The sequence below is a fragment of the Shewanella livingstonensis genome (assembly GCF_003855395.1).
GTDB lineage: Bacteria > Pseudomonadota > Gammaproteobacteria > Enterobacterales > Shewanellaceae > Shewanella > Shewanella livingstonensis.
Genome location: NZ_CP034015.1, coordinates 470510 through 489609, shown reverse-complemented (window position 1 = coordinate 489609; position 19100 = coordinate 470510). Strand labels below are relative to the sequence as shown.

The 19100-nt window shown below is 43.0% G+C and carries 19 protein-coding genes; 13 read left to right on the top strand and 6 right to left on the bottom strand.

What is annotated here, in order from left to right; all coding sequences use genetic code 11:
* From cyoB to envZ, 7 genes are all read left to right on the top strand, one after another.
* Nucleotides 1-1983, top strand: a complete 1983-nt coding sequence (gene cyoB / locus EGC82_RS02295) for a cytochrome o ubiquinol oxidase subunit I (RefSeq protein WP_124729320.1) — start codon at nucleotides 1-3, stop codon at nucleotides 1981-1983.
* Nucleotides 1983-2618 carry a cytochrome o ubiquinol oxidase subunit III gene (cyoC, locus tag EGC82_RS02290; protein WP_124729319.1) on the top strand — a complete coding sequence of 212 codons (636 nt, stop codon included), beginning with the start codon at nucleotides 1983-1985 and terminating at the stop codon, nucleotides 2616-2618. The genes cyoB and cyoC overlap by 1 nt, the downstream gene beginning before the upstream one ends.
* Nucleotides 2618-2947: a cytochrome o ubiquinol oxidase subunit IV gene (gene cyoD, locus EGC82_RS02285; protein WP_124729318.1), complete on the top strand. Its 330-nt coding sequence runs from the start codon at nucleotides 2618-2620 to the stop codon at nucleotides 2945-2947. The genes cyoC and cyoD overlap by 1 nt, the downstream gene beginning before the upstream one ends.
* A 25-nt stretch (nucleotides 2948-2972) precedes the next feature.
* A complete protein-coding gene (gene cyoE / locus EGC82_RS02280; protein ID WP_124729317.1) occupies nucleotides 2973-3905 on the top strand; it encodes a heme o synthase in 933 nt (310 codons plus the stop codon).
* 179 nt (nucleotides 3906-4084) lie between these two features.
* A complete protein-coding gene (locus EGC82_RS02275; RefSeq protein ID WP_124729316.1) occupies nucleotides 4085-4909 on the top strand; it encodes a hypothetical protein in 825 nt (274 codons plus the stop codon).
* Between the two features lie 117 nt (nucleotides 4910-5026).
* Nucleotides 5027-5752: an osmolarity response regulator transcription factor OmpR gene (gene ompR / locus EGC82_RS02270; RefSeq protein ID WP_124018223.1), complete on the top strand. Its 726-nt coding sequence runs from the start codon at nucleotides 5027-5029 to the stop codon at nucleotides 5750-5752.
* A gap of 9 nt (nucleotides 5753-5761) precedes the next feature.
* On the top strand, nucleotides 5762-7090 hold the full coding sequence (gene envZ, locus EGC82_RS02265) for a two-component system sensor histidine kinase EnvZ (protein ID WP_124732537.1): 1329 nt from the start codon (nucleotides 5762-5764) through the stop codon (nucleotides 7088-7090).
* An 88-nt stretch (nucleotides 7091-7178) separates the two neighbouring features.
* Here envZ and EGC82_RS02260 read toward each other — a convergent pair whose 3' ends face one another.
* The 3 genes from EGC82_RS02260 to EGC82_RS02250 form a co-directional block, all read right to left on the bottom strand.
* Nucleotides 7179-7652 carry a peroxiredoxin gene (locus EGC82_RS02260; RefSeq protein WP_124729315.1) on the bottom strand — a complete coding sequence of 158 codons (474 nt, stop codon included), beginning with the start codon at nucleotides 7650-7652 and terminating at the stop codon, nucleotides 7179-7181.
* A gap of 32 nt (nucleotides 7653-7684) precedes the next feature.
* The gene (locus EGC82_RS02255; RefSeq protein ID WP_124729314.1) at nucleotides 7685-8197 is read right to left on the bottom strand and encodes a DUF2937 family protein; all 513 of its coding nucleotides are present in this window, start codon (nucleotides 8195-8197) and stop codon (nucleotides 7685-7687) included.
* Between the two features lie 206 nt (nucleotides 8198-8403).
* A complete protein-coding gene (locus EGC82_RS02250; RefSeq protein WP_124729313.1) occupies nucleotides 8404-9300 on the bottom strand; it encodes a LysR family transcriptional regulator in 897 nt (298 codons plus the stop codon).
* 147 nt (nucleotides 9301-9447) lie between these two features.
* Between EGC82_RS02250 and EGC82_RS02245 the strand changes: the two genes are divergently transcribed.
* Together EGC82_RS02245 and EGC82_RS02240 are read left to right on the top strand one after the other, a co-directional pair.
* On the top strand, nucleotides 9448-9891 hold the full coding sequence (locus tag EGC82_RS02245) for a DoxX family protein (RefSeq protein ID WP_124729312.1): 444 nt from the start codon (nucleotides 9448-9450) through the stop codon (nucleotides 9889-9891).
* A 23-nt stretch (nucleotides 9892-9914) separates the two neighbouring features.
* Entirely contained in the window at nucleotides 9915-10610 is a 696-nt protein-coding gene (locus EGC82_RS02240; RefSeq protein ID WP_124729311.1) for a pirin family protein, read from the top strand.
* Nucleotides 10611-10691: 81 nt separating this feature from the next.
* Here the strand turns inward: EGC82_RS02240 and EGC82_RS02235 are convergent, their stop codons facing one another.
* From EGC82_RS02235 to EGC82_RS02225, 3 genes are read right to left on the bottom strand one after another with little or no spacing between them, the layout of a single operon-like run.
* A complete protein-coding gene (locus EGC82_RS02235; protein WP_164839078.1) occupies nucleotides 10692-12260 on the bottom strand; it encodes a PepSY-associated TM helix domain-containing protein in 1569 nt (522 codons plus the stop codon).
* Between the two features lie 15 nt (nucleotides 12261-12275).
* Complete coding sequence (locus EGC82_RS02230; RefSeq protein ID WP_124729309.1) at nucleotides 12276-12533, bottom strand: hypothetical protein; 258 nt, start codon at nucleotides 12531-12533, stop codon at nucleotides 12276-12278.
* A gap of 2 nt (nucleotides 12534-12535) precedes the next feature.
* Complete coding sequence (locus EGC82_RS02225) at nucleotides 12536-12853, bottom strand: hypothetical protein (RefSeq protein WP_124729308.1); 318 nt, start codon at nucleotides 12851-12853, stop codon at nucleotides 12536-12538.
* A 694-nt stretch (nucleotides 12854-13547) separates the two neighbouring features.
* Between EGC82_RS02225 and EGC82_RS02220 the strand changes: the two genes are divergently transcribed.
* From EGC82_RS02220 to EGC82_RS02205, 4 genes are all read left to right on the top strand, one after another.
* A complete protein-coding gene (locus EGC82_RS02220) occupies nucleotides 13548-14849 on the top strand; it encodes a cytochrome c (protein ID WP_124729307.1) in 1302 nt (433 codons plus the stop codon).
* Between the two features lie 18 nt (nucleotides 14850-14867).
* Entirely contained in the window at nucleotides 14868-15347 is a 480-nt protein-coding gene (locus EGC82_RS02215) for a (2Fe-2S)-binding protein (RefSeq protein ID WP_124729306.1), read from the top strand.
* Nucleotides 15331-17634 carry a xanthine dehydrogenase family protein molybdopterin-binding subunit gene (locus EGC82_RS02210; protein WP_124729305.1) on the top strand — a complete coding sequence of 768 codons (2304 nt, stop codon included), beginning with the start codon at nucleotides 15331-15333 and terminating at the stop codon, nucleotides 17632-17634. Before EGC82_RS02215 ends, EGC82_RS02210 begins: the two co-directional genes overlap by 17 nt.
* A 254-nt stretch (nucleotides 17635-17888) precedes the next feature.
* Nucleotides 17889-18827, top strand: a complete 939-nt coding sequence (locus EGC82_RS02205) for a sensor domain-containing diguanylate cyclase (protein WP_164839077.1) — start codon at nucleotides 17889-17891, stop codon at nucleotides 18825-18827.
* Nucleotides 18828-19100: the final 273 nt, after the last annotated feature.

Sequence of the window (19100 nt, the reverse complement as noted above, 5' to 3'; positions counted from 1 at the left end):
ATGCCATTTCTTGGAAAATTAACTCTCGAGTCAATTCCGTATCATGAACCTATCATTATGGTGACCCTTGCGGCGGTCGCCATTATTGGATTCATTGTTGCGGCTTTAATCACTAAGCATCAAAAATGGGGCGTGCTGTGGCACGATTGGTTAACCTCGGTTGACCATAAAAAACTCGGTATTATGTATATCGTGTTAGCAATGGTGATGTTAATCCGCGGTTTTTCTGACGCGATTATGATGCGAACTCAACAAGCACTGGCTACCAATGGTGCGGCGGGTTATTTACCCCCAGAACATTACGACCAAATCTTCACAGCCCATGGCGTGATCATGATTATCTTTATGGCGATGCCATTTATGATTGGTTTAATGAACTTAGTTGTACCGCTGCAAATTGGTGCCCGCGATGTCGCGTTCCCATTCTTAAATAATTTAAGCTTTTGGCTAACCACCTCTGGGGCGATATTAATCAATATCTCACTTGGACTCGGTGAATTTGCTAAAACTGGTTGGGTCGCTTATCCGCCCTTATCTGAGCTGGCATACAGCCCGGGGGTGGGGGTCGATTATTATATCTGGGCCTTGCAGATATCTGGTATCGGGACAACCTTAACCGGGGTGAACTTTATCGCCACGGTATTAAAAATGCGCGCTCCGGGCATGAAGCTAATGCAAATGCCTATTTTCACTTGGGCCTGTACCTGGGCTAACGTGTTAATCGTTGCATCATTCCCAATTTTAACCGCTGTTTTAGGTATGTTGACCTTAGACCGCTATTTAGACTTCCACTTCTTTACTAATGATGGTGGCGGTAACGCCATGATGTACATCAACCTTTTTTGGGCTTGGGGTCATCCTGAAGTCTATATTTTGGTATTACCGGCTTTCGGTATTTTCTCTGAAGTGTTTTCAACCTTTACCTCGAAGCGTTTATTTGGTTACACCTCAATGGTGTGGGCAACGGGTGCAATTTCTGTACTTGGCTTTATTGTGTGGTTACACCATTTCTTTACCATGGGTTCAAGCGCTAACGTTAACGCCTTCTTCGGCGTAATGACCATGGTGATTGCGGTGCCGACTGGGGTAAAACTGTTTAACTGGTTATTTACCATTTATCGCGGCCGTTTACGTTTGACCGTGCCAGTATTGTGGGGCTTAGGCTTTATGGTGACCTTCACCATCGGCGGCATGACTGGGGTATTGTTAGCATTACCAGGAGCCGATTATGTGTTGCATAACAGCTTGTTTTTAATCGCCCATTTCCATAACACCATTATTGGTGGTGCGGTATTTGGTTATATGGCTGGTTTTGCTTACTGGTTCCCTAAAGCAATGGGTTTCACGCTTAACGAACGTTTAGGTAAGGCATCATTTTGGTGTTGGCAAATAGGCTTCTATGTGGCGTTTATGCCGCTGTACGTGCTTGGTTTTATGGGCATGACACGTCGTATTAATCACACAGATAACCCAGCGTGGAACTTCTGGCTTTACTTTGCCGTAGTCGGCGCATTCATCATTCTTGTGGGGATTATTTTACAGTTTGTGCAATTGTATGTCAGCTTCCGCGACCGTGAGCAAAACTTGGATACCACAGGCGATCCATGGAATGGCCACACACTTGAATGGTCAACCTCTTCACCACCACAGTTTTATAACTTTGCCCAGTTAGAGCCCGTAACGGACATTGATACGTTCACCGACATGAAAGAAAAAGGCACTGCCTATCAACGTCGTGAAACCTATCAGCCAATTCACATGCCTAAAAATACTGCCAGCGGTATTACCATGGCTGCGTGTATTACAGCCATGGGCTTTGCGGCAATTTGGCATATCTGGTGGTTAGCCATCGTTGGATTTGGCGCTACGTTTGTGTTGTTTTTACTACGCGCTTACGACAATGACGTGGACTATTACGTGCAACCCGATGAAGTCGCACGTATTGAAAATGCACATATTGATAACGTAGCAAGGGGCCGATAATGAGTATTGCTATTAAAGCAGATTTACACGTAGCTCATTCTGCTGAGCACAATGATCAACACCATGATGATCATCATGACACTAGCGGTAACACCTTGTTCGGTTTTTGGATTTATCTCATGACCGACTGTATTTTGTTCGCCTCAGTGTTTGCGACTTATGCGGTGTTATTTATGAACACCGATGGAGGGGTGTCGGGCAAAGATATTTTCGAATTAGACTTCGTGCTTATCGAAACTGCCGCCTTATTGGTCAGTAGTATTACTTATGGCTTTGCCATGATTTGCGCTAGACACCAAAAGAAAGCAGCAACATTAACGTGGTTATTAATCACCTTTGCGTTGGGTTGTGTGTTTATCGCGATGGAAGTGTACGAGTTCCATCACCTGATTGAACATGGTAATGGCCCAGATCGCAGCGCCTTTTTATCAGCATTTTTCGCCCTAGTCGGCATGCATGGTTTGCATGTTACAGCGGGCTTAATTTGGATGCTGATCATGATGGTTGAAGTTATCAAATGCGGTTTAAATAATCGCAGCATCACTCGCTTGAGTTGCTTAAGTTTGTTTTGGCATTTCTTAGACATCGTGTGGGTGTGTGTGTTTACCGTTGTTTATTTGTTAGGAGTCTTGTAATGAGCAATGCACATTCAAGTCATGCCGCGGGCGACTTTGGCGCTAGCGTTAAGTCATATTTAGTCGGCTTTGTATTATCGGTTGTCTTAACCGGTATTCCATTTTGGTCGGTCATGACTCACAGCTTTGATCATGACACCACCTTATGGATTGTCGTTGCAGCGGCTATCGTACAAATCGTGGTGCATTTAAAATACTTCCTTCATTTAGATTTTTCTAAAGAAGGTAGGATCAATACATTCTCGTTCTTATTCACTGCATTGATTATTGTCATGGTAGTGGGTTTATCTGTGTGGATTATCTACGCAGCAAACGAACTAATGATGTAACCAGAGCCACACACTAGTAGCTATCATGAATAATCAAGGTCAATCTATGTCAGCACAATTAACATCACGCTTACGAGGATATGTTCAGGTAACAAAGCCTGGCATTATCATGGGTAATTTAATTTCCGTCGCTGGCGGTTTTTTACTCGCCGCACAAGGTAACGTAGATTGGACCTTGATGTTTGCCACCATGATAGGCTTGTCTTTAGTGGTGGCGTCGGGTTGCGCTGTCAATAATTGTATTGATCGCGATATCGATGCCAAAATGCAGCGTACTCGTAACCGAGTTACCGTTACCGGTGAAATATCGGTACAAGCAGTATTGAGCTTTGGCATTGCTCTGGGGATTATTGGCTTTACCATGCTGGCGATATTCACTAACAGCCTAGCGGTATTGTTTGCCGCTATCGGTTATGTGGTTTATGTCGGCGTGTACAGCCTATACATGAAGCGCAACTCGGTTTACGGCACCTTAGTAGGCAGTTTCTCAGGTGCAGTGCCGCCCGTTGTCGGTTATTGTGCGGTCACTGGACAAATGGATACAGGCGCGATTATTTTGCTACTGATGTTTAGTCTATGGCAAATGCCGCACTCGTATGCGATTGCCATTTTTCGCTTTGACGATTACGCCGCAGCCAACATTCCGGTGTTGCCTGTTGCTGAAGGTATGGCCAAAGCAAAACTGCATATCGTATTATACATAGCGGTATTTGCATTGGTTAGCGCACTATTACCACTAGCAGGTTACACGGGTATTGCCTTTATGGCCGTCACCTTTGCTACCAGTTTATGGTGGTTAGCGATGGCGTTAAAAGGTTATCGTCGCGGCATTAACTTACAGTCTTGGGCTAGGCAAGTCTTTGGATTTTCTATCATCACCATTACTGCATTAAGCGTGACCATGGCATTGGATTTTCAAGTAGTAGCCCAACCTGCACTGCTCACACTGGTGCCATAGATAAAGCTCAGCAAGAATTATAATACCTCAAGCCCACTGTATAATGCAGTGGGCTTTTTATTTGATTAATCAGAAATATTTACTACGATTAAGACCTTAGTTTTGCCAGCCAATATCGATAGCGGTGGTTAAACAATAATACTGAACTGTACAAGCAAACATAAAAGGACCTTATGTTTATGATGTCACACGTAAGCCAGCACACTACGCTTGCACCTAATATCGTTAAAAACATCGTCCTGTTGTTAGTATGTATTTGCGTTTTATTCACCATCAGCTCGCTGCATGCAACGCCACAGCGACAATCACCGCCACAACTACCACTAAATAAAGCGACTGACACCATTTTTGGTAATTGGATTATTGATACCTCAGAACACATCTCACTCTTGCAGTTAAATCGCGACCACAGTTATTTACATATCGAATTTAACATCATTGAGCCGCAAAACAGTGTCGCTGAATGGGGGCGACTCAACATACAAACCACAGGTGTGCGCTTTATTCCAAGCTATAGTAGTAATCAGCAACAAGGCTTCGTTGCCTATCAAATCGAGTTTCCAAAAACGCAGATGGCACTTCGCGTAGAGTCAGAAAAGTTAGTATTCACTATCGATACTAATGGCGACAACATTGCCGATGAGCAACATGACTATTACGCCTATATAAGTCAATCCGTCTACGGCTTATGGCACCAACTATCGACCGCGGCACTTAGTAGCTTAGTGCTACTCGACAACGGCTATTACCTTGTAGTGAATATTAACTTACACCAAGACCCACAAGCTCTTTCCCATCAGACCCAGGTAGAATGGGGACGTTTTGAACTGCAGCAAAACCAACTAATCACCTATCCTGTCTTTGATAACTATCTGCAACAAACATTAAGCCCATTCAGCACCATGCCAAGTGTTTTTTATCGCCCTATTAGCCAACAATTAGTGTTATCTTTTGAGCAAGATAAAGGCAACTTACATGACCATTTGCAGCTATTTATGCGATAAACAGTCATTTACAGCTATTTGGTTACAATTTCTGCCACAATCAGCTATTCAAATTCAAACGATTACACTTCATACTGAGCCATAGCTAGCATCAATTTAGTATTAAAAGGATATGTCATGGGCCAAGAAACCTCGAAGATTCTCGTTGTCGATGACGACATGAGATTACGTTCATTATTAGAGCGTTACTTGATAGAGCAAGGCTTCCAAGTTCGAAGTGCTGCCAATGCTGAACAAATGGATAGATTACTTGAGCGTGAAAACTTTCACCTTTTGGTACTCGATCTGATGCTACCTGGTGAAGACGGTTTGTCTATTTGTCGCCGTTTGCGCCAGCAAGAAAACCCAATCCCTATCGTGATGCTGACCGCCAAAGGCGATGAAGTAGACCGCATTATCGGCCTAGAACTGGGAGCCGATGATTACTTACCTAAACCGTTTAATCCACGCGAGTTATTAGCACGTATTAAAGCGGTCATGCGTCGTCAAATTACTGAAGTACCGGGAGCACCTGCGCAGCAAGAAGAAATGATTGAGTTTGGTGAGTTTTCGCTAAATTTAGCCACTCGTGAAATGTTTCATGGTGATGAAAGTATTGCGCTTACTAGCGGTGAATTTGCGGTGCTTAAAGTATTGGTGAATCACCCTCGCGAGCCGTTGTCGCGTGACAAGCTGATGAACCTTGCCCGTGGCCGTGACTATTCGGCACTTGAGCGTTCTATTGATGTACAGGTTTCTCGCCTACGTCGTTTAATTGAAAAAGATGCCGCTAACCCACGTTATATCCAAACAGTTTGGGGTTTAGGTTATGTGTTTGTGCCCGACGGCACTACGCGTAAGTAACCCATGAAACTGAAGTTAAAATGGTGGCAACGCTTTTTACCCCGCAGCGCCTTTAGTCAAACAGTATTGCTGCTTGGTAGTTTATTACTGATTAACCAACTCGTGTCTTATTGGTCTGTCGCCGTTTACTTTATCAAACCCAGTTACGAGCAAATTAACCAACTGATCGCCCGCCAAATCAATATATTATTTGTTGATGGTGTTGATGTTGGCCGTGAACATCTCACCATGGTAGATGCCTTAAATGCCAAAGTACGTGACGATGGCATGACAGTTTATAACCTCAAACAAGCTCAAGAAGCCGGATTAGGCCAAGCCACTTATTACAGTTTTTTGTCTGAACAAATGTCGGTATATTTGGGCGGCGAAGCTGAAGTGCGTTTTTCACAAGGTGAAAAGCTTGATGTATGGATTAAGCCACCACAAGCGCCAACCTTGTGGATTAAAGTACCGCTAAGTAGCATTAACGAGTCAGACTTATCACCATTAACCTTGTATTTATTGGTAATTGGCGGCCTCAGTGTCGCCGGAGGCTGGTTGTTTGCCCGGCGTCAAAATAGACCGTTAAAGCGTCTACAAAAAGCAGCGGTTGCGGTATCAAAAGGTGATTTCCCACCGATGTTGCCGCTCAGTGGTTCAACCGAAATTGTTGAAGTAACCCATGCCTTTAACCAAATGGCCAACAGCATGAAGCAACTTGAGCAAGATCGCGCCTTACTGATGGCTGGCATCTCGCACGACTTACGCACCCCGTTAACCCGTATTCGGTTAGCGTCTGAAATGATGGTTGAAGACGATCAATATCTAAAAGAAGGTATCGTCACCGACATTGAAGATATGGATGCGATTATTAATCAATTTATTGCTTACATTCGTAACGACCAGGAAGGCGCACGCGAGCCAGACCAAATTAACCGTCTAATTCAAGAAATTAGCCAGCAAGAGTCGCACCGCGAAGAAACCATAGAATTATCGCTCGCCGACTGCCCAGAAATCGCTATCAATAGCGTGGCAATTAAACGAGTATTGAGCAATTTAGTTGAAAACGCTTTTCGTTATGGCAACGGCTGGATAAAAATAAGCTCATATCATCAAGGTAATACAGTATGTTTTAGCGTGGAAGATAATGGTCCTGGCATTGATGAAACTAAAGTCGAGTCACTGTTTCAACCCTTTACTCAAGGCGACTCAGCACGTGGCAGTGTGGGCTCGGGTTTAGGCTTAGCGATTATTAAGCGTATTGTTGACCGTCATCATGGCAGAATAAACCTGTCTAACCGTCCTCAAGGTGGCCTAAAAGCTCAAGTGTGGTTGCCATTAACCGATAAAAATCAATAAGAGTTGATTTAAACGACGTTAACGCACTCATAAAAATGGGCGCCACATTGGGCACCCATTTAAAATTCAATCAGTTGTGAATAGCGACTTACAGTGTAGCCATTACTGCTTCTGCGGTGCTCACTTCAAATGACTTGCCTGCTTCAACATTTAATAACGTCACTACGCCATTGTCGATAACCATCGCATAACGTTGTGAACGCACACCACCAAAACCAGCAGTATCCATCTCTAAACCTAATGCTTTAGTAAAGCTGGCATCGCCGTCGGCTAGCATCATTAATTCAGAGGCATTTTGCACTTCGCCCCATGCTTTCATAACGAATGCATCGTTAACCGCAACACAAGCAATAAGGTCAACACCTTTAGCTTTGAACTCATCAGCTAGTACAACAAAACCAGGTAAATGCGCTTCTGAGCACGTTGGCGTAAATGCACCTGGTACCGCAAATAATATTACTTTTTTACCAGCAAATAATTCAGTCACATCATGGTTAACCATACCGTCTTTGGTAAGCTGGCTTAATGTGGCTTTTGGTAGAGACTGTCCTTTAGCGATCATAATATTTCCTTAAGTAAGAGTAAAAAAAGAGCTTATCTTGGTGCCAATACCTTACGGCAGCCCAAATATAGAATAGATAATACTGATTCACATAACATCGAGATCAATAGTCCTAATAGCATACCCATCGCAATGGCTTCTGGTTTTAACAAAATGACATGTGAATAGTTTTGCCACACTTCAGCTTGAATGTCTTTTTGCGGTGCTAAGATCACTTGCTGATATGGACTATAGCTGTGTTGACGAAAACGAGTTAATGCGTCGGTTAATGACACATAACGCTGATAAATAGATTCGATACTTTCGCCACCAGCACTGAATACGGGGTCGTTATTTTGTCGGTAATGGCGGATCAGCTTATTGATGTCGCCACCAAAAAAACGGTCGGCGTCATGCTGAAATTCACCTAAACTCTGCTTAGCTTCTAATTGATGTGCTTCTAAGCGTTGTCCGTATTGATCAACAAAACCGGGAACTTGAATACCAATCAATACGCCACAAACAAACAGCACTAGGCGAAGGTAGTCCATTATATGTTTAATCATGATGTCATTAGTGCGCTAAAATAAATTCAGAAACGCCACAATATCACCAATCAGTTAACTAAGCATCTTGTATAAATGGATGTTAATTTAAACCACTATCGATGACGATTCATAATAGTAAATTTCACTATTATGACATCACGACAGAGGATTGATATCGTCACCGCTAGGACGCAACGATTCATAAGCTTGAGTAATATATTTAATTAACATAAACCCCAATCGGCTTTAGGCAGATGCTCAACAAACCAGTCAAAGGCACGCCCTTGATGGCCTTTATGCCAAGCAATATACAAACTCTGATTCGGCCTTGGGATCGAGCACAACTTTTCAATTAATTGGCCACTATCCAGATAAGACTGCACCATATGACGAGGCAGAAATCCGATACCTAACCCTTGTATTTGTGCAGCAATTTTTGCATCCATGGTATTTAGGCGGATCATCTGCTTACTCTTAAACATACCACTATCGCGAATAGGCAATAGTTGGGAAGTATCAGCAACCACCAGCGCACAATAATGACTTAGTCTGTCAGCATCCAGCATGCCATCAACAAATGCCAGTGGGTGATGAGGGGCTACCGCAAACACAAATTCAATTTCGCCTATTTTATGGGTTTGAAATATCCCTCTTGGCAACTCACCAGATGCACCAATCACAATATCAGCACGGCGACTGTGCAGCGCATCCCAACCACCACCAACCGCTTCAACGTCTAAGGTAATATCGACACTGTGCTCAAGTTGATTAAACTGCTCGATTAACGTAAATAACGGCCCCTGCGGAATAATCGTATCGCGCGATAAGCGAATCTCATTTTCCCAACCAGATTCTAACTGCTGTACTGAATCAATAAGTCGATTGGTGGCAAGTAAGATCTGACGCCCTTGCTCTAGCACAATTTTGCCTGCTGGCGTCAATTGTGCTTTTTGTTTTGTACGATCAAATAACGCCGTGCCCATGTCTTCTTCAAGTTTTTTGATGGTATAGGTTAATGCTGAAGGTACTCGATACAGCGACGTAGCTGCAGCGGCAAAACTGCCTTTGCGATCAATGGCATCTAAGGCCCGCAGAGCATCGATAGTAATAGCATGATGCATGACTTTATCCTTATTCAATAAATTTGAACTATCACCTCAGTTTATTCCGATTTTTTAATCAATCAAGTGCCAATATACTTATTGTCAATCGGTGAGGCAGCCTCACTTTAAATCAAAAAATATTTAACTTTATTGAGAATACTTACCATGAAAGTACTGATTAAACGCATTACCCACTCTACTGCAGGTTTCAGCACATTTGCATTACGCCTTCCTGTGGGAATTATTTTTATGGCTCATGGCGCGCAAAAACTATTTGGTTGGTTTGGTGGTTATGGCCTAGAAGCTACAGGGCAATGGATGGCATCGCTTGGCATTGAACCTGGGGTGTTAATGGCATTTATGGCTGGCAGTGCAGAATTCTTTGGGGGCTTGTTTATTTTATTGGGTTTACTGACTCGCCTAACGGCAGTGGTATTAGCGTTTACTATGATCATTGCTATTACGAGCGAGCACTTCAGCAACGGTTTATTTATGGCTAATAACGGCTATGAATTTGCATTAGCTCTGTTGGCTATCACTGTTTCACTCGCCATATCAGGTTCTGGCAAGGTAGGCATAGATAATGTCATTACGGCTAAATTAGCGTAAATAATGAGCTTTAGGAGAATATTATGATTACATTACGTCTTGCAAGTGAACGCGGTAAAGCTAACTTTGGCTGGTTAGACAGCAAGCACAGCTTTTCATTTGGTAGCTATTACGACCCACAGCACATGGGCTTTTCAGCGCTACGAGTCATCAATGATGATAGCGTTATCCCAGGAGCAGGATTTGCTACTCACGGCCACCGTGATATGGAAATTATCAGCTATGTCCTCGAAGGCTCTATTGCCCATAAAGACAGTGAAGGTAACGTTGAAGTATTACCTGCTGGTGAGTTTCAACTCATGTCTGCTGGTAGTGGTATTAGTCACAGTGAATATAATGCATCAAAAACTGAACCGCTAAAGTTTTTGCAAATTTGGATCCAGCCAAATACCTTAGGTAACACGCCTGGATACCAACAAAAAAACTTTGGTCAAATATTGGGGTTAACCCCCATTGCAACGCCAACAGGTGAAAATGGTACTTTGCTGATAAAACAAGATGCGACACTAGCGCAACTGATTTTAGCGCCTAAGTCTGAACTGACTTACACAATAGCCGCATCGCGAAAAGTCTATGTACACCAAGTGGCTGGAGTATTAACCCTTGGCACTGAAACATTGAATCCGGGTGATGGTGCAAAAATAACTAATGTACAAACTATTACGTTAATAAACACTACAGACGACCGGTCTACTGTTTTATTATTTGACCTACTATAGGTAATCGCTTTAAATACTATCTTTGCCTGCGATTGATTATCGCTGGCAAAGTTGTATTTAAAAATGTCGATTAGATTACCATTATATATTTTTCAGATAAGTGGTTTGATTCACGGTGGCGAGTCTAGATGCTGTATAAATACATACAACAGCAATTAATCCCATGCCAATCTGCACCCCAATAACACCACGGTAACCGCTATGCCATAACGCTATTATGGGTTCAGAAAACATTATCCAATCAGCCAATATTGTTACCACTAATATGCCACTGGTTAAAAGCAGTAGCTGGCTAATATGACGCTTAGTATCATTCACTTTAATGCTGTACAACATCACCGCTAATAACGACACGACAAAACAACCTATAAGCCACTCGTTGCGTCCTGGCAAAGTGGCTGGCAATAATCGCTCACACAAAAAGCCAACGGCTGTCGCCACAATAATGCCACCACAGCCACCTAAGGTTATGGCGCTAACAATGGCGAGGCTACGCGGTGATGTATGGCGCTGAGAGCGGCGCTTATCGAGCCATAACATATTACCCGTAACAATCATGGCACTTATCGCCATCGCCAAAATGAAGTACAAAATACGAATATCTACCCCGGCAAAGTTACTAAAATGTAAGCTCACCAGTACATCTCTACCTTGGCGAAATACATTGTAATTATCGGCGTTAACCTTATCCATCACAGAGCCATCTTGCACCCGGTAGGTCACTTCATCTCGTTGAGCAAAATTAACCGTGTCGGTTCCACGCACTTGTACCAGAGCATTATCAGCGCCGTAATGATGGAAAATAATATTCCGTAACTCAACATTAGGTTGCTGCTGAGTTTGCTCAATTAAGCTAAATGCGTTACTCATCTCCAATGGTATTTCACTGCGGGGTTCACTGGTTCGATTAAAACCGGCATCATTAAATAATGCTTGTTGATCGCCCTGATAAATAAACATTACAAAGGCCAATTGAAATACAATCGCCAAGTTAAGAATTAAGCCACTTAAGGCATACATTAAGGTAAAAGGCAGTGTCATTACCCCGACCACGGTATGGATATCGAGTAATTTATCCCGGCGCTGTTTATCAACGCGATACAAAAAGAAATGTTTCAGTAATTTACGCGCATGGATAAAAATACCTGACACGAGTGCAAACAAAAAAATCAGCGTCACAATACCAATAAGATAACTGCCACCAGGTAAATCAAGGTTGTAATGCAAGCGGTAAATAAATTGCGATAAGTAAAAGTCATCTTTACCCGCCACAGTTTTACCGCTTTTAGGATCAACCAATATCGCCATCGACTGACGGTCCGGTTCAGGAGCGTCTCCAAACACATCGAAGTAGAAAATATAATAAGGTACTAGCGCTGTCGGCATGTTTATCCGAAAACGGCCAGTTTGATCAACGGGGTATTGAGCCAGCTGTTGTTCGACAAGCTTCGCTAAAGGAATATCGGCTTGGGAATTATCGACCGGATGATGTGGCGTAATAGCCCATTGCGTAACTTCATCGTGAAACAAAGTCACTGCACCAGCCCAAAAAACTAAAAACAGTAAAGGTGAGATGATTAACCCAAGCCAACTATGAGCTTCGATCAGATTTTTAATCACTTTGTGTTGTTCTGGAGAATCAGATTTCATTGAGGTATTCATAACTTAGGTTTGAGAGAGAAATAACAGCGCATTGACAAGGCTGCTGACCACAAGCCATTTAGCACACACGACACTGGCCGCTTTTGCGCTATTACGGCTATAACAAAATGCCATCACCCCAACCCACACGCAAAAACCCAGCATAAGGCCAATAAATAGTTTTGCATCAACATCAACAGGTAAGACTCTAAACTCAATAGTAATTAAGCTTATTGCCAGTAATAATCCCCACAAAAATGCGGCAACAGACTTAGGCCACATGATTATTTAGCTCCTACAAGCATAATACTGACAAACAATGCAAAACCTAGAGAGCTCACCCAGATACTCCGACCTTTATAATGCGATGCCACCAGCACCAGTAATATCCACATCGTCATCATACAAATTAGCACCACTAAACTGGCCACGAGTACGCTGTATGTATGGCTAAACCCCCACACAGCAAATAACACCGCCATACAGCATAGGCTCCATGCCAATAATTTAGGGAACGATAAACTAACAAGTTGTTGTTTGTCAGATGCCAAATAGGCAAACAAACAACCAAGCCATAAAGAAGATACACTGACAAGTTCCATTTGATACAGTCCAAAGCTGATTAACGCAAATGATAATGATTTGCATTAATTATCCTGAATATGCTTAGTTATTACAAGTAGATTATCAATAAGCTTTAAAAATAACCCTCAATCTGTGACCGAACAATGTACTAACTCGCGCGGTAATATCATCAGCACGCTGGTAAATCGTCAGTATTATGGAAAATCATTGTTGTAGAGCAAAATAGCAGAGAAAACACACCTTAATTAAAGGCATAATCATAGAAAATAGTCGTTCGCTTACATATTAGAATGACAATAGAACAAGCTGCTAACTGAGGAATGAGTAACCGATTAACATCAGTATATGTGTGCAAAGAAGGTCACGTTTTTAGTCGATGCACCAATGGCACATCAATCCAACTTAGCCCACTCACATTAGTCATAGATCGCCAAGATTCACGCAACATAGCGTCAACCTGCAAAACGTTTAGTTAACAGCAAATTAACTAAAACCAATTATTTCACTATCCTCGTATTACTCATCCGCACAGTCATGTATTATTTTATTCTAATACACCAAAAGATCGGTCAATATCATACTAGACAAAGGATCCCCCCTTGCTTAGGATTAATATTTGACCCATCACAATAATACGCAGTCGAACAGGGAATATCAGATGAAATATTCCCTTCTAAATACCAATTTTTATTTAAATTAAGGCAATGAAATATGCTAAAACGCATCGTTTATGGCGTATGTGGCGCAGCTATTGTTGGACTAGGCTTATTCAGTTTGTATGCTTATAACCCTTCAATAGAGCCCATTACACCCACTGTTAATCCAGATTACTCTTCACAAGTTATCGAACAAGGCAAAATTCTTGCTGCTGCGGGCTATTGCAGCACGTGTCATACACCGCCTGGTGGTTCGGCTTATGCGGGTAACTATGAAATGCATTCCGAGTTTGGCACTATTTATTCAAGCAATATTACCCCAGATGTTGAAACGGGTATTGGTAGCTGGTCTGAAGTAGCTTTTGCCCGCGCGATGCGTACAGGCGTAAGCCGCGACGGACATCATTTATTACCGGCGTTCCCGTACGAGCATTTTAATAAAATGACCGACGATGATATTAGCGCTATTTACGCTTACATCATGACCTCAGTTCCTGCTGTGTACCAAGTCAAAAAAGAAAATGGTATTCCTTTTCCGCTAAACATAAGTGCCCTTCAGGCAGGTTGGAAGTTGTTATTTGCCGATACTGAAACATTTCAAGCTAATGCACATAAGTCAGCAGAATGGAATCGTGGTGCTTACCTTGCTGAAGGTATTGCTCACTGTGGTGCATGTCATACACCTCGAAACGCCTTGGGCGGCGAGAAATACGCACAAATGTATCAAGGTGCACCTATTGATGGCTGGATAGCACCGTCATTAACCTCTACAAGCACTTCACCGATCCCTTGGCGCTCGCAAGATTTTTACGAATACCTTACTACAGGTAACTCGGTTTACCACGGCAGTGCAGCCGGTCCAATGGCACCGGTAATGCACAAAGGTTTATCAGCCCTGCCAGAAAGTGATATTCAGGCAATTAGTGGTTATTTTGCTGATCTAGCTCGCACAAATGACACTGATGAGCCACAATCTAGCAGTACTTTACACGCTGCATTAGCGGCGCAACACCAACAACCGGATCAACGAATTGATGAAGGGGCACGTTTATATGCCACTGCTTGCCAAGCGTGTCATTATAGTAGCGACCAATTAGTTAAAGGCCGCCCATTAATTACTATTGGTTCGGCAACCCATCTAAATGATCCAGCCAACCTAATTAACGTAATATTGGATGGTGTTCGCAACGATCAAGGTATCAGTGGCGTAGTAATGCCAGGATTTCGTGATGCACTTACCGATAAAGATATTAGCGCAATAGCAGCCTATTTACGTCAAGCAGCTGGGGAAAACACCTGGCCTAAATTACAACAACAAGTGGGCGAGATCCGCAATCAACCCCGATTTGAGCACTAATTCACTGGAGAAGTGACAATGGCAAAATTTATTTTAAACGGCAAGCCGATGACTGCCGACGTAGAGAGTGATACTCCTCTACTGTGGGTAATTCGTGACGAACTTGACATGACAGGCACCAAGTTTGGTTGCGGTATAGGCACTTGCGGTGCCTGTACAGTTCATGTAGGCGGGCGGGCAACACGTTCATGTATTACACCTATATCGTCAGTTGAAGGCGCTGAAATCACTACGATTGAAGGGTTGTCAGAAAAAGGCGATCATCCATTACAAATTTCTTGGCAAAAACTGCAAGTACCACAATGTGGTTACTGTCAGTCGGGCCAAATTATGCAAGCTGCGGCATTGTTGAAAGACATTCCAGAGCCTTCAGACAAAGATATTGACGCTGTGATGGGCGGAAATTTATGTCGTTGTATGACCTACGTGCGTATTCGTAGCGCCATTCATGAAGCCGCAAACTCAATCAAGGAGAGCAACGATGAGCAGACTGCCTAAACGTGGATCAGCGGGCATGACCCGCCGCGGTTTTTTAATTGCCATGACAGCGGTCGGTGTCAGCTTTGGTTTTCCTCGCCATTTGATGGCAGCGATGGATCCTGCCAGTCCAGACGGTAAAGTATTACCAAGTGAAGGCGACATTTACGAGCCTTCTTTATGGTACTCAATCGACACAGCTGGCAAAATCAAAGTCAACATTATGCGCTCCGAAATGGGTCAACATGTGGGTACCGCTATTGCGCGTATTCTTGCTGATGAACTTGAAGCGTCTTGGGATGATATTGAAATTATCCATGTCGACAGTGACCCGCGTTGGGGTTACATGGTTACGGGTGGTAGCTGGTCTATTTCGCAAAGCTGGCCGGTATATCGTCAAGCTGGTGCGGCTGGTCGTACTGCATTAATTGAAGCTGCGGCTAAAAAATGGGGCATTGCAGCAAAAGACTGTAAAGCCAGTAACGGTAAAATTATTTCCAGCAAAGGCGAGTTGACTTTCGGCGAATTAGTGACGATGGGCCTAACCCGCCAGTTTACCGAAGAAGAATTGAAAACTCTGCCACTTAAGCCAAATGCAGACCTTAAACTGGTTGGCCAGCAAGTAACATCACTTGATATTGCTAACAAAACCAACGGAAAAACCATCTTTGGTATCGACGCAAAAGTTGATGGCATGGTGTACGCCAATCCTATTTTACCACCGACTAGATATGGCTCTAAAGTGGTTAAGTTTGACGACTCTGCTGCCAAAGCAGTTAAAGGTTATCAGCAAACTATCGTACTAGATGATGCAAGTGGTAGCGTTCCCGGTTGGTTAATGGTTATTGCCAGCAGCTTTACTGCAGCCCAAAAAGCCTCAAAACTGGTAAAAGTAACCTGGGATGCTGGCGAAACGGCCAACGTGTCTGAAGCAGACATTATTGCTCATGGTAAGCAATTACTTGGCGACCAAACCAAAGGCAGTATTTTAGACACTGGCAATACTGACACTGGTCCAGTATTTGCGAGTGCGAAAAGTACTATTGCAGAAGAATATATCACCAGCACGGTACTGCATGCGCAAATGGAACCGCTTAATGCTTTGGTATTTAAAAACCAAAACGGCATATGGGAAGTGCATTCAGGTTGTCAGTGGCAATCGCTTACGCTACCTGTACTAGCAACAGCATTAGGCGAAGATGAAGCTAATATTGTTATTCGTAGCTACATGTTAGGCGGTGGCTTTGGCCGCAGACTTAACGGCGATTACACTATTCCAGCTGCATTGACCTCAAAAGCGCTAGGCGGTAAACCGGTCAAAATGGTGATGATGCGTCCACAAGACATGCTATTTGATAGTGCGCGCTCGGCATCAGTACAACAATTAAAAATGGCCTTTGACGACAAAAAAGCCGTTACTGCCATGGAACATCACGCAACCGCAGGTTGGCCAACCCAAGTATTAGCCCCAGGCTTTATGCCAAAAGGCACTAATGGCGAACCATTTGATCCGTTTTCAATTGCAGGCGCAGACCATTGGTATAGCGTTGGCGCACAAAAAGTACGTGCGGTATCAAACGATCTTGCCATCGCAACCTTCAGACCTGGTTGGTTACGTTCTGTAGGACCAGGTTGGACTAGTTGGGCTGTTGAAAGCTTTATGGACGAAGCCGCACATCATGCGGGTAAAGATCCATTACAATTCCGTTTAGACATGCTAATTGCCGAAGGCCGCAACGCAGGTACGACACCTGTTGCAGAGGGCGGCGCAGCACGACAAGCAGCGGTTCTGAAAAAAGCAGCCGAAATGATTGGTTGGGGTACGCCACAAGCCAAAGATACTGCACTTGGTATTGCATCAACATTTGGACAAGAACGTGATATGCCAACATGGGTATCGTGTGCGGTACAGGTTCACGTCGACAAAACCAACGGTATAGTCAATGTGCAGAAACTGTATATTGCTATCGATGCCGGTATTATTGTTGACCCTAATGGTGCAGAAGCTCAGTGTCAGGGCGCAGCATTATGGGGATTATCGATGGCCTTGTATGAAGGTACTGAACTGCTTAATGGTCAGTATAAAGATTCAAACTTCGATACCTACACTCCATTGCGTTTAGGCCAAACTCCAGAAGTTAAAATTGAGTTTATTCCGAGTAAAATGCCACCGTCTGGATTAGGTGAGCCGGCAGTAACTCCTGTTGCACCAGCAATTGCGAATGCAATTTACCAAGCCGTCGGTGTACGTTTACGTAAAATCCCAATGAGACCTAGCGACTTAAAAAGCGCGCTAACTAAAGTGTAATCAATCTGCATTAACAGCCCAGTCTTAGCGATAATGACTGGGCTTTTTTATGCCTATAGAACATCGTCGACCTCATAAGTAATGACTGACAAAATACTGTTTTATCTATTATAACTCTTCAACTAATATCAATTAAAACAGGTGGTAAGAGGTTTTTCTCTGAAGCAGTGTAATAGCAAAGCCAGTTCGTTAACAAATTGTAGATATTTTCACTTATAATGGCAAAAACGTATTGTCACATTGTTGAGTATCCCATGCCAAAAAGTCCGCCAGCCAATTTAGAATCTATCTTGTTAGAAGCAATAGATGTTACTCCAAATTGTTTAGGCGTGATCAATAGCGATAAAGAGGTAATCTATTGTAATCAACATTATGCTAGTATTTTTGGCGTTACAAGAGAACAAGCTATAGGAAGAAAAGCCAGTGATTTACTTCGTCATGCTTGGGAAACCAAGCAAGGTGTGGTGATCAACACCAACGACTTCGAACAATGGCTTAGTAATGTACATTCGCTGCATACAGAAAAAGCACTCAATCAGTATGAAACCGACTTATTAGACGGGCGCTGGTTTAAAATGACCAGAATCAATCTAGATAGCGGTAATATTATCATTATGGGTGTCGACATTACGCTGTTAAAACAAGCCCAAAAATCATTAGAAGATGCTCATCAGCATATTGAAAGCCTCGTTAATACCGATCAGCTTACAGGCGTACATAATCGTCGCTCATATAACCAATTAGCAAAACAAGAATGCGCTAGAGCAATCAGATTTAATCAACAGTTATCCTTACTGGTTATCGACATCGATTACTTTAAGGTGATTAATGACAATTTTGGCCATGAGGGCGGAGATAGCATACTTAAACAGTTTGCCCAAATATGCAGTGATTTACTGCGCCAATCGGACTCATTATCCAGAATTGGTGGTGAGGAGTTTACTATCATCTTACCGATGACCGACAGTGAAGGTGCAATGATCATTGCTGAGCGTGTTCGAGAGCATATTGCCAAATACTCATTTCATACCACTAAAACAAATAACAACATTAATGTTACTGTGTCTATTGGTGTAAGTTCATTAACCGCCGGAGACAAGGTAATCCAAGACCTTTTTAGCCGAGCAGATATGGCGATGTATGGTGCTAAGCGTGGCGGGCGAAATCAAGTACAACTCGCGCAAGATGAATAACCCGCCCTAACGCAAAGTATTAACCACGACTATTTGCTACGCCCCTCGCACGCCAGAACTAATGACCTTTAGAAAATAAAGGTTGCTACAAAAAATAAATCCCAAATGCAAAATAATCTAACAATATATCTCCTCCCAACGTCGATTTATTGTCATTAAAGTGTATTTTCTTAAATAAACAATGATGCCAGTTTCAGTATAGAATTGATTTCAAAAACACATCGAAACTGTTGGAATAACCAAGAGACTGAGCTATTTTTACACGACCTAATA